This window comes from Desulfarculus baarsii DSM 2075 (genome assembly GCF_000143965.1).
Lineage (GTDB): Bacteria > Desulfobacterota > Desulfarculia > Desulfarculales > Desulfarculaceae > Desulfarculus > Desulfarculus baarsii.
This window is the reverse complement of record NC_014365.1, coordinates 3595248-3607085: the sequence shown is the minus strand read 5'-3', so window position 1 is coordinate 3607085 and position 11838 is coordinate 3595248. Positions and strand designations below refer to the sequence as shown.

At 66.0% G+C, this 11838-nt stretch carries 10 protein-coding genes; 2 read left to right on the top strand and 8 right to left on the bottom strand.

Annotated elements, in window-relative coordinates:
* Window position 1: 1 nt before the first annotated feature.
* The 7 genes from DEBA_RS17505 to DEBA_RS16240 all read right to left on the bottom strand — a co-directional run bounded on the left by DEBA_RS17505 (window position 2) and on the right by DEBA_RS16240 (window position 8217).
* Window positions 2-514 carry a biotin/lipoyl-containing protein gene (locus DEBA_RS17505; RefSeq protein ID WP_013260045.1) on the bottom strand — a complete coding sequence of 171 codons (513 nt, stop codon included), beginning with the start codon at window positions 512-514 and terminating at the stop codon, window positions 2-4.
* Window positions 515-545: 31 nt separating this feature from the next.
* Complete coding sequence (locus tag DEBA_RS16265) at window positions 546-2240, bottom strand: AMP-binding protein (RefSeq protein WP_013260044.1); 1695 nt, start codon at window positions 2238-2240, stop codon at window positions 546-548.
* Between the two features lie 44 nt (window positions 2241-2284).
* Window positions 2285-3772: an acetyl-CoA carboxylase biotin carboxylase subunit gene (locus tag DEBA_RS16260; RefSeq protein WP_013260043.1), complete on the bottom strand. Its 1488-nt coding sequence runs from the start codon at window positions 3770-3772 to the stop codon at window positions 2285-2287.
* A 13-nt stretch (window positions 3773-3785) separates the two neighbouring features.
* Window positions 3786-5402 carry a carboxyl transferase domain-containing protein gene (locus DEBA_RS16255; protein WP_013260042.1) on the bottom strand — a complete coding sequence of 539 codons (1617 nt, stop codon included), beginning with the start codon at window positions 5400-5402 and terminating at the stop codon, window positions 3786-3788.
* A gap of 52 nt (window positions 5403-5454) precedes the next feature.
* A complete protein-coding gene (locus tag DEBA_RS16250; protein ID WP_013260041.1) occupies window positions 5455-6561 on the bottom strand; it encodes an acyl-CoA dehydrogenase family protein in 1107 nt (368 codons plus the stop codon).
* 37 nt (window positions 6562-6598) lie between these two features.
* Window positions 6599-7744 carry an acyl-CoA dehydrogenase family protein gene (locus DEBA_RS16245; RefSeq protein WP_013260040.1) on the bottom strand — a complete coding sequence of 382 codons (1146 nt, stop codon included), beginning with the start codon at window positions 7742-7744 and terminating at the stop codon, window positions 6599-6601.
* Between the two features lie 65 nt (window positions 7745-7809).
* Complete coding sequence (locus tag DEBA_RS16240) at window positions 7810-8217, bottom strand: MerR family transcriptional regulator (protein ID WP_013260039.1); 408 nt, start codon at window positions 8215-8217, stop codon at window positions 7810-7812.
* Between the two features lie 231 nt (window positions 8218-8448).
* On the opposite strand from DEBA_RS16240, the gene DEBA_RS16235 reads away from it, so the two are divergent.
* Window positions 8449-10149, top strand: coding sequence for a glutamine--tRNA ligase/YqeY domain fusion protein (locus tag DEBA_RS16235; protein ID WP_013260038.1), 1701 nt, complete (start codon window positions 8449-8451; stop codon window positions 10147-10149).
* Window positions 10150-10377: 228 nt separating this feature from the next.
* Here DEBA_RS16235 and DEBA_RS16230 read toward each other — a convergent pair whose 3' ends face one another.
* Window positions 10378-10878 carry a cache domain-containing protein gene (locus DEBA_RS16230; RefSeq protein ID WP_013260037.1) on the bottom strand — a complete coding sequence of 167 codons (501 nt, stop codon included), beginning with the start codon at window positions 10876-10878 and terminating at the stop codon, window positions 10378-10380.
* A gap of 139 nt (window positions 10879-11017) precedes the next feature.
* On the opposite strand from DEBA_RS16230, the gene DEBA_RS16225 reads away from it, so the two are divergent.
* Window positions 11018-11785 carry a class I SAM-dependent methyltransferase gene (locus DEBA_RS16225; protein ID WP_013260036.1) on the top strand — a complete coding sequence of 256 codons (768 nt, stop codon included), beginning with the start codon at window positions 11018-11020 and terminating at the stop codon, window positions 11783-11785.
* The last annotated feature ends 53 nt before the right edge of the window (window positions 11786-11838 follow it).

Here is an 11838-nt window from a genome sequence, read left to right as displayed (position 1 = left end):
ATCAGGCCTCCTCCTCGGCGTATGGTTCGATATCGACCAAAATGTCGCCGGGCATGACCTTGCCGTCGACCTGGCAATTGACGGCCGTCACCTTGCCGGGGTAGGGCGCGGCCAGGGTCGTTTCCATTTTCATGGCGCTGACCACCACCAGGCCCTGACCCTTGATCACCTCGTCGCCCACGGCGCAGGCAATGCGCACCACCACCGCCGGCATGGGCGGGGTGACCTGGCCGGGGCCGTCGTCGGCGCTGGCTTTGCGCCGGGCCGGGGCCTTGTCGTGGTCCTTGACCTGGTAGGCCCGGCCGGCCACGTGGACCCAGCCGCCCTCGGCCGTGGCCGCGTGATAGGCCCGCAAGGGCCGGCCGTCGACGAACAGGGCCAGCGAGCCGTCGGCCAGGCGGGTCATGGCCAACTGGCGGGTCTGCTCGCCCAGGGTGGCCACGGCCTTGTCGCCGTCGGCGGGCGTCAGTTGCAATTCGATGTTTTCCTCGGCTATTTCCAGTCGGTAGTCCAACGACAGTCTCCTTTGTTTTGGCGCGCCGCCCCTAGCGCAAGGCCTTTTTATCGACCTTGCCCACCGAGGTCAGCGGAATCTGCTCCACGAACTGCACCAGCTTGGGCGTCTTGTAGGGCGCGACCTTGTCCTTGATAAAGGTCAGCAGTTCCTTTTCCATTTCGGGGCCGGGTTTTTGCTTGTGGGCCTCGTCGAGCTGCACCACCAGCTTGACGATCTCGGAGCCGGGGCGGTCGGGATCGACCACGCCGACCACCGCGCAGGCCTGCACCGCCGGGTGGGTGTAGAATTTTTCCTCGACCTCGCGGGGGAAAACCTTGTAGCCCGAGACATTGACCATGTCCTTGGTGCGATCGACGATGAACAGGTAGCCGTCTTCGTCCATCACCGCCACGTCGCCGGTGTGCATCCACGTCTTGCCGTCGTGGGGGCGCAGGACGCCGGCGCTCTCGTCGGGCTTGTTGTGATAGCCGCGCATGACCTGGGGCCCGCAAACACACAACTCGCCCGCCTGGCCCAGGGCGACCTCGTCCTTGCCCTCGGCCAGGTCCACCAGGCGCACCAGCGTGCCGGGGATGGGCAGGCCCACCGAGCCGGGCTTTTTGGGGCCGCGCACCGGGTTGCAGGCGATGACCGGGCTGGTCTCGGTCATGCCCACCAGCTCGGAGATCTTGCCCTGGCCGATGACCGCCTCCAGCGCCTTGAGCGACTCCACCGGCATGGGCGCGGCGGCGGTGATGCACACCTCCAGGCCGCTGAAGTCCAGATCCTTGAAGCCCGGTTCGGCCAGGAGCATCATCCACAGCGAGGGCACGTTGGCCATGAGGCTGGGCTTGAAGGCGGCCATCTCGGCGACGATGTGCTTGGCGTTGCGCGGATCGGGGATCAGCGACTGGGCCCCGCCGAACATCAGCCCGTTGAGGGCCAGAAACAGCCCGGCGATGTGGAACATGGGATAGCCCGACAGATAGCGGCCCTGGCCCATCTTGGCCCCATACCACGCGCCGAACTGGGCCAGGTTGGCCAACAGGTTGCCGTGGGTGAGCTGGGCCCCCTTGGGCAGGCCGGTGGTGCCGCCGGTGTATTGAATGAACGCCAGGTCGTTTTCCTCGACCAGCACTTCCAGGTCATCGGCCGGCGAGGCGTTGACGGCCCGGCGGAAATCCAGCACCGTCTTGCCGGCCAGGGGCTCGACCTTGCCGCTGGGCACTTTTTTCAGCAGCTTGGCCAAGACCCGCTTGAGGCCCGGCAGATAGTCGGCGATGCTGGTGGCCAGCACCAGCTTGAGGCCGGGGATGCGGCCGGCCACGCCCTTGAAGCGCTCTTGAAACAGGGCGTCGAGGGTGACCAGGGCCTTGGCCCCGCAGTCGTTTAGCTGGTGGGCCAGCTCGTCTGGCATCAAAAGCGGCGAAACGCCGGTGATCGCCGAGCCGTTTAGCAACGCGCCCAGCACGGCGATGACGTATTGGGGGGTGTTGGGCAGATGCACGCCCACCACGTCGCCACGCCCCACGCCGTGGGCCCGCAGCAACGCGGCGAAGCGTTTGGCCGCCTCCAGCACCTGGCCGTGGGTCATGGTCGCGCCCATGAACAACAGCGCCGTCTGGGAGCCATAACGGCCGGCCGTCTGGCGGTAGCGCCCGCCGATGGAGCCGCGTTGTGGTTCGATATCCGCCGGCACGCCGGGGTCGTAGGATTTCAACCACCTTTCGGGACCGTAGATCATGGGCCGATACTCCTTGATTTTCGCCGCGGTTGAAGGGGCCGGGGCTACAAGCGCCAGCCGCCCAGTGTCTGCCATGGCGTGGGCCAGCCGGCGGCCTTGCCCGGCCCGCTGGCCACGTTTGTCTGGCTGCTCTCGCCGGCCGCGTAGGCCAGCGCCGCCAGTTCCAGATCGTCGGCGCTTTGCCGCCAACCGGCGAAATGGCGGGGGATGAAGTCGGTGTAGGTCTGGCCGGCGATGAACGGCTCGGAGGCCAGCACGTCGGTCAAAAAGCCGATGGAGGTCTTGACGCCCAGCACGACATAGTTTTGCAGGGCGCGGATCATGCGTTGGCGGGCCTCTTCCCTGGTGCGGCCGTGGGTGACCAGCTTGGCCAGGATGGGGTCGTAGTCCATGGGCACTTCAAAGCCCTCGTAGACGCCGCAATCGTTGCGCACGCCGGGGCCCTTGGGCTCGCGGTGGACCAGCAGCCGGCCCGGCGAGGGAAAGAAGTCGGCCTCGGGATCCTCGGCGTAGACGCGGCATTCGATGGCGTGGCCCCGCTGGGCCAGGTCGTCCTGGCCAAAGGGCAGCGCGGCCCCGGCGGCGATCTCGACCTGCAAGCGCACCAGGTCCACGCCGGTGGTCAGTTCGGTGATGGGGTGCTCGACTTGCAGCCGGGTGTTGACCTCCAGGAAATAGAAGCTCCGGCCGTCGTGATCGAGCAGAAACTCCACCGTGCCCGCGCCCACGTAGCCGGCGGCCTTGGCCGCGGCCACGGCGGCCCGGCCCATGGCCTGGCGCGTTTCGGGGGTCAGGGCCACCGAGGGCGTCTCCTCGACGATCTTTTGGTGCCGGCGCTGGATCGAGCACTCGCGCTCGAACAGATGCACCACGTTGCCGTGGCTGTCGGCCAAAATCTGGATCTCGACGTGGCGGGGCTGGATCAGGTTTTTTTCCAGATAGACGTTGCCGTCGCCAAAGGCCTTTTGGGCCTCGCCGCAGGCCGAGGCGCAGGCCTCGCGCATCTCCTCGGCCTTGGCCACCATGCGCATGCCCTTGCCGCCGCCGCCGGCCACGGCCTTGATCAACACCGGATAGCCCATGCGCTGGGCCTCGGCCAACAGCACGTCGGCGTCCATGGTGGGTTCGAGCATGCCCGGGATCAGCGGCACGCCGGCTTTTTCCATGATCTGGCGGGCGCGGGTCTTGGAGCCCAACTCCTCGATGACCCGGGGCGAGGGGCCGATGAACACCAGCCCGGCCTTGGCGCAGGCCGTGGCGAAGTGGGCGTTTTCGGCCAAAAAGCCATAGCCGGGGTGGATGGCCTCGGCCCCGGTCTGTTTGGCCGCCTCAATGATTTTGGCGATGTTCAGGTAGCTGGCCGCCGGTTCGGCCTGGCCCAGGCAGACGGCCTCGTCGGCCTCCAGCACGTGCAGGGCGTGGGCGTCCACGTCGGAATAGACGGCCACGGTCCCCAGGCCCATTTCACGGCAGGAGCGCATGACGCGCACGGCGATTTCGCCACGGTTGGCGATAAGCACTTTTTTAAACATGGCTGGCCTCCCCCTACATCCGGAAAACGCCGAAACCCTGACGGTCGGCGTGGAGAGGGCCGTTGAGCGAGGCCGAAATGGCCAGGCCCAGGACGTCGCGGGTCTTGGCCGGGTCGAGGACGCCGTCGTCCCAGAGCATGCTGGTCGAGTAATAGGCGTCGCCCTCGGCCAGGGCCGCCTGCATCACCGGAACCTTGATGGCCTCCACTTCCTCTTGGCTCATGGGCGGCTTGCCCTCGCGGGCCAACTGGTCGTTTTTGACCGTGACCAGCACGCCGGCGGCCTGCTCGCCGCCCATCACGCCGATCTGGGCGTTTGGCCACATCCACAAAAAGCGCGGGCCATAGGCCCGGCCGCACATGCCGTAGTTGCCCGCGCCAAAGCTGGCCCCGACGATCACGGTGAACTTGGGCACGGTGGCGCAACTGACGGCGGCGACCATCTTGTGGCCGTCCTTGGTGATGCCGCCGCGCTCGTATTCGCGGCCGATGATGTAGCCGTTGATGTTCTGCAAGAAAACCAGCGGGATGCCCCGGCGGTCGCAGAGCTGGATAAACTGGGTGGCCTTTTGCGAGCTTTCGCTGAACAGCACGCCGTTGTTGCCCAGAATGCCCACCGGATAACCGTGGATATAGGCCCAGCCGCAGACCAGCGTCGGCCCGAAGCGCTCCTTGAACTCCAGAAACTCGCTGCCGTCGACCATGCGGGCGATGACCTCGCGCACGTCGTAGGGCGTGGAGAGCTGGGGCGGCACGATGCCGTAGATCTCCTTGGCCTCGTAGAGCGGGGCCTTGGCCTGGCGCAGGCCGATGTCGGTCTTGCGGGCCGGGGGCAGATTGGCCACGATGTCGCGGATGATCTGGATGGCGTGGGCGTCGTCCTCGGCGAAATAGTCGCTGACGCCGGACTCGCGGCAGTGCAGATCGGCCCCGCCCAACTCCTCGGCGCTGACCTCCTCGCCGGTGGCCGCGCGCACCAGCGGCGGCCCACCCAGGAAGATGGCCCCGGTGTTCTTGACGTGGACCACATCGTCGCTCATGGCCGGCACGTAGGCCCCGCCGGCGGTGCACAGGCCGAACACGCCGGTGATCTGATGGATGTTCATCTTGGACATCAGGGCCTGGTTGAAGAAGGTGCGGCCGCCGTCATCCTTGTCGGGGAAGATCTCCGACTGCAAGGGCAGAAACGCGCCGCCCGAGTCGACCAGGTTGATCATGGGCAGATGGTTTTCCATGACGATCTCCTGGGCGCGCAAGCTCTTCTTGACGCCCAGCGGATAGACCGTGCCGCCCTTGATCAGATAATCGTTGGCGCTGACCAGCACCTCGCGGCCGGCCACCACGCCGATGCCGATGATCATGCCCGCGCCGTGGACCTTCTTGTCGTATTGATTGCGCGCGGCCAGGGGCGCTATCTCCAGAAAGGGGCTGTTGCGGTCGAGCAAAAGCTCCAGGCGCTTGCGCGGCGGCAGCTTGCCCAGTTCGGCGGCGCGCTTGAGCGCCCGCTCCGAGCGCTCGTTGGCGGCCTTGTCCAGCTCGGCGTTGAGCTGGGCCACCAGGTTTTCGTTATGGGCGTAGTTGGCCTTGTAGGATTCGCTTTTGGTGTCGATCCTGGTCTCGATTACTTGCATGTGCTTGCCTCTTGCAAAACTGTTTGCCCGCGGTTAGGGTCGGCGCGGCCGATCAATACCAATCCAGCAGAGTGTCGGCGATCTTCATCCGTCCGATCTCGTTGGAGGTGCCGGCCAGGCCCAGGAACTTGGCGTCGCGGTAGCTTTCCTCGGCGGCGTTGCCGCGGATAAACCCCGCTCCGCCCATGATCTGCATGGCCTCCGAGGCCACCTTTTCGGCCGACTCGGCGATGTAGACCTTGGCGCTGAGGGCGGTGACGGCGGCCTCGCGGTCGCCGGCCTCGCGCAGCCAGGCGGCGCGGTAGGCCAAAAGCTGGGATGATTGCACATAAGTGAGCATCTCGGCCAGCTTAAAGCCGATTTCCTGATAAGCGATGATCGGTTTGCCGCCGCTTTTGTGCTCCTTGGCCCGCAACCGGGCGGCGTGATAGGCCCGCCAGGCCACGCCCAGGGCGGCCACCGCCAGCACCTGATCCTCGAAGGCGCGGATGGTCGCCGGGCCCGCCGCGCCCAGGGGGATGGTCATCTCGCCCGGCACAAGGCAGCCGTCGAGCTCCAGCTCGGCCACGGCCAGGCCGTCCAGACCAACGGTGGCCAGACGCGGGCCAAGGTTCAGGCCCGGCGCGTCGGCCGGCACAAGGCAGCACAGCGGGCCGTCGGGGCCAGTCGCCACCACGGCCAGCCAGTCGGCCAGGGGCGCGTTGATGGTCGGGCCCTTGCGGCCGCGCAACAGCAGGCCGCCCGCGGCCGGCGTGGCCGTGGTTTGCGAGGCGTTTTTCTCCAGGCTGGTGTTTTGTTCGGCCATGGCCAGCGCGCCGATGGCCCGCCCGGCCGTCAGCGCCGGCAGGATGGCCTGCTTTTGCGCGGCCGAACCCAGCTCCTCCACCAGCCGGCCAAAGACCCGGGCGCTGTATTCCAGGCCCAGAAACAACGACGGGCAGAGGCTGGCCACGGTTTCCTGGGCCACGGTCAGGGCGGGGTCGCCCGCGCTCAGGCCCGGATAGCCCGCACCGGCCAGACGCCCGGTCAGGCCGAGCAGGGCCGGGCGGACGCGTTGGCCGCGCAGATCGGCCAGATCGGCCTTGGCCCCATCGTCGGCCAGCAGGCCTTCGAGGGCCTTTTTCATTTCTTTTTGTCTATCGGTCAGATCGAAGTTCATGGCTTCCATCTCTTTCGCTTGGATTGATCGCGCCGCCCTAGATCATCTTGGAGATGATCATTTTCTGGATCTCGGAGGTGCCGCCGCCGATGGGGGCCAGGCGGCAATCGCGGAAGATACGCTCGACGTCGTATTCGTGGCAGAAGCCGTAGCCGCCGTGGATCATCACGCCGTCGTTGGTGGGCTTGAGGCTCCAGTCGCCGATGAACAGCTTGGCCACGGCCGCCTCCAGGTGGTTGAGGGGCCGGCCCTGGTCCTTGCACCAGGCGATGCGATAGACCAGGCCCCGGGCCGCGTCGACAAACAGGCGCATGTCGGCCAGCTTATGCTTGATGGCCTGGAACTGGGCGATGGGCCGGCCAAACTGCTGGCGCTCCTTGGCGTATTTGACGCAGCGCTGGATCAGGTTGGTCATGCCGCCCAAAAATGGGGCCAACAGGGCGCTGCGGTCCCACTCCACCGTCTGCATGCTCATCAAAAAGCCCGCGCCCTCGGGGCCGCACATGGCCGAGGCCGGCACGCGGCAATCCTCGAAAAACAGCTCGGAGGTGTGGGATGTGCGCACCCCCAGCTTGTTGAGCGGCTTGCCGGCGGTGAAGCCGGGCGCGCCTTTTTCGACGATAAAGGCCGATACGCCGGCGTGGCGATCGCCCTCGGCCTCGGTGCGGGCGTAGACCAGGCAGACGTCGGCGATGGGCCCGTTGGTGATGAAGATCTTGGAGCCGTTGAGCACCCACTCGTCGCCCTGGCGCGTGGCGCGGGTCTTCATGCCGGCCACGTCGCTGCCGGCGTCGGGCTCGGTCAGGCCCATGCAGCCGATCCACTGGCCCGAAAGCAGCTTGGGCACGTAGCGCTTTTTCTGCTCCTCGGCGCCATGCACGAAAATGGTGTCGGCGCACAAAAACGTGTGCGCGCCATAAGCCAGGGTCAGGCCGCCGTCCACGCCGGCCTCGCCCAGGGCCTCGCCGGCCAGCACCGTGGTGACCACGTCGGCCCCGCCGCCGCCATACTCCTCGGGAAAATGCAGGCCCAACAGGCCGAACTCGCCCATGGCCCGGAAGGATTGAAAATCAAATTCGCCCCGGAAATCGTGCTCCTGGCAACGAGGCACGATCTCTTTTTTGGCGAAACGGATCACCTGCTCCTTGAACATCAATTGTTCGTCGGTAAAAGCAAAATCCATCACGACCTCGCTTTGCGCTTTCGCGTCGAAAAATCCATTTGCCGCGGCCGTCGGCGCGGCGGGTCTCACGCCTCGTTGGCGGCGCGCCCGTCCAGTTCGTCCAGACGCGCCTGTAGTTTGTCGCCGATGTCCATCAAGTCCTGGTGCATGATCTTCAGCTCGTCCATGCGCTGCTGAACATCGGCCATGATGCGCTGGCCATAGGTTATGGCCTTGCGGATCTGCTCGGCCTCGTCCATGTCCACCGAGCCCAGGCCCAGGATGTCCTGGATCTCGTCCAGGGTCATGCCAAAGCGCTTGCCGCGCAGGATCAGCTTGAGCCGCGCCCGGTCGCGCTTGTTGTAGAGCCGATAGCCGCCCGGCGTGCGCTCGGGGCAGATCAGTCCCTTTTCCTCGTAAAACCGGATGCTTCTGGTGCTGACGTCGAACTCGGTCGCCAGTTGGCTGATCGTCCAGCCGCCGTCGTCGGTCATGTTGTCTCCCCTGCTGGCCAACATTAACGTTTACGTCAACGTTAATGTATCAACGGCGTTTTCGCGGCGTCAAGATATTTCTCCATCAAAAACCATGGATTTTTTCGCGGCGGGGCCCGGCGGTCGGACAGGTTGACAAAACGGCTGGTTGGGTTAACATGCCACCATGATGAATTCCGCGCGTTCAGGCGCGAACCAGCCCCCCAGCAATCACCCGACGGAGCGCCCGTTATGAGCACGGCCGAAAACACGCCGCCGAGCAACTTTATCCGCAACATCATCGACGAAGACATGGCCTCGGGCAAATGGGGCGGGCGGGTGGTCACCCGTTTTCCCCCCGAGCCCAACGGCTATCTGCACATCGGCCACGCCAAGAGCATCTGCCTGAATTTCGGCCTGGCCCGCGATTATCAAGGCAAGTGCCACCTGCGCTTCGACGACACCAACCCCACCAAGGAAGATGTCGAGTACGTCGACTCCATCCAGGAAGACGTGCGCTGGCTGGGCTTCGACTGGGGCGAGAATCGTTTCTACGCCTCCGATTACTTTGACCAGCTCTACGATTTCGCCGAGCGGCTGATCAAGGCCGGCAAGGCCTACGTCGACGACCAGAGCGCCGAGCAGATCCGCGCCACGCGGGGCACCCTCACCGCGCCGGGCGTCGACAGCCCCTGGCGCGATCGTTCGGTCGAGGAGAACCTCGACCTTTTCCGGCGCATGCGCGACGGCGAGTTTGCCGACGGGGCCAAGGTCTTGCGGGCCAAGATCGACATGGCCGCGCCCAACATCGTCCTGCGCGACCCCACGCTCTACCGCATCCGCCGCGTCAGCCATCATCGCACCGGCGACAAGTGGCGCATCTATCCCATGTACGACTTCACCCACTGCCTCTCCGACTCCATCGAGGGCATCACCCACTCCATCTGCACCCTGGAGTTCGAGGACAACCGCGCCCTTTACGACTGGGTGCTCGATCAACTGGGCGTCTATCACCCCCAGCAGATCGAGTTCGCCCGGCTCAACCTCGATTACACCGTCATGAGCAAGCGCAAGCTCCTGACCCTGGTCGAGGGCGGCCACGTCAGCGGCTGGGACGACCCGCGCATGCCCACCATCGCCGGCCTGCGCCGCCGGGGCGTCACGCCCCAGGCCATCCGCGATTTCTGCGAGGTCATCGGCGTGGGCAAGAGCCAGGCCTGGATCGGCCTGGACAAGCTGGAAAACGCCATTCGAAACGACCTCAACACCAAGACCCCCCGGGTCATGGCCGTGCTGGACCCGCTGAAGGTGGTCATCACCAACTACCCCGACGACCAGGTCGACGAGCTTTCCGCGCCCTATTTCCCCGACGATCCGCCCAAGATGGGCGCGCGGACCGTGCCCTTCTGCCGCGAGCTCTACATCGAGCGCGAAGACTTCATGGAAGACCCGCCGCGCAAGTACCACCGCCTGGCCCCTGGCCGCGAGGTGCGCCTGCGCTGGGCCTACTTCATCACCTGTCAGGAGGCGGTCAAGGATCCGGCCACGGGTAGAATCGTCGAACTGCGCTGCACCTACGACCCGGCCACCAAGGGCGGCGACGCTCCCGACGGCCGCAAGGTCAAGGGCACCATCCACTGGGTCTCGGCGCGCCACTGCCTGGAGGCCCAGGCGCGCCTCTACGACCGGCTCTTTCTCGACCCCAGGCCCGAGGACGTCGAGGGCGACTGGCGCGAAAACATCAACCCCCAGTCGCTGGTTGTCATGCCAACGGCCAAGCTCGAACCCAGCCTGGCCCAGGCCCAGCCCGGCGAGCGCTTCCAGTTTGAACGCAAAGGTTACTTCATCGCCGACGCCAAGGAGCACCAGCCGGACGAAACCCTGGTGTTCAACCGCATCGTGGGCCTGCGCGATTCGTGGGCCAAGATGGTGCGCAAAAACGAGGTGAACTAACCCCGGCCGGGTGGCAGGCGAGAGCCTGACGGAGCCGGCGAAGCGGGCGCGGAGGCCAGGCGGGGCTTAAGGGGCGAGGGGCCTGACGAACGGCCGGATTTGATTCGCGCCGGGCCAGGCGCTTGACTCGCGTCAACCGGGCCGGCTTGAACAGGCGGCCGCACCTGGCCTGCGTCAGCCGGGCCGGGTTTGAACGGACGGTCGTACTTGACTCGCGTCAGCCGGGGCTCATGGCGCGACCAGGCGGTTGGCCTCCTGGGCGGTGATGTCGCTCCGGACGCCGGCGCCCACGCCCATCGGTTGCCCGGGCACGGCCATGATGTAGCTGAGCTTGTGCTTGTGCTCGTTATGGGGTTTTTCGTACCACCAATACTCGCTCCAGCCACGGCCGGGGCCCTTGACGATGTCGATGGCGTCTTGTATGAAACGGCGGCCTTTGACGTCGGTGATGCCCAGCAACGTCTTGCCGACCAGGGCCTGATCGTTGGCGTGGGCCAGGATCACGCCTTTTTCGTCAAAAACGAAAACATAGGGCTCTTGGCCCCAGCGGCCGTCGACGTCGTTGAACTGCTCCAGGCCGTCGCGACCTTCCTCGGCCAAAATCCGCACCGCCGCGTGAACTTTGTCCTTGATGGCCCGCAGCAGGGCCGCGTCGTCGGCCAGGGCGGGCGCGCCGGCCAGGCAAAACGCCGCCAGCGCCAGCATGGTTACAATTATTCGCCGTTTCATGGCTTCTCCGGCAGACAAGGGGGCATCTCGCGTCCGAAGATGGACGAATCCAACATACTATGAATCCGGCCGCTTTGTCGAGGGTCGACGCATAATACATACATAAATAATAGGCTTTATGGTGGGCAAGGTAACAAAAATGGACCAGATGCAAGCGCTTTTTCTGCTTCATGAAGGCCTGGCCCAGTGCGGGCCGGGCAGCGACGCCGAGACCATGCGGGCCGTCCAACTCTTGCCGCCCCTGCCGCCCGCGCCGCGCATCGTCGATCTGGGCTGCGGGACGGGCCGCCAGAGCCTGGTGTTGGCCAGGGCTCTGGGCCCGTTGGAGGCGGTGGACATCCACCAGCCGTTTCTGGACGAGTTGACCGCCCGCGCCCAGGCCCAGGGCCTGGCCGGGCGCGTCGCCACGCGCCGGGCCGATATGGCCGCGCCGGGCTACGCGCCGGCCTCGCTGGATCTGATCTGGTCGGAGGGGGCCATCTACGTGCTGGGATTCGGGCGGGGCTTGGCCTTGTGGCGGCCCATGCTGCGTGACGGCGGCCTGTTGGCCGTCACCGAGCTGAGTTGGCTGGTCGACGATCCGCCGGCCGAGGCCGCCGCCCATTGGGGCCAGGCCTACCCCGGCATGGCTGGCGTGGCGCAAAACCTGGCCACGGCCCGCCAGGCCGGTTTTGCGGTCGTCGCGCATTTCGCCTTGTCGGCCGAGGCCTGGCTCGATGGCTACTACGGGCCGCTGGTCCGGCGCATGGCGGAGCTGACGCCCCTGGCCCGGCAAGAGCTGGCCCTGGCCCAGGCCCTGGACGAAACCCGCCTGGAGCTGGACCTCTACCGTCGGCACGGCCAGGCCTACGGCTATGTTTTTTACATTTTGCGCAAATCGCCCCACGACCCGTCGCGCCAGGCATAATTGCTGGCGTGGGCCGCCGGGCTCGGGTTATAGTTACGGGCCGTCGACCTCTG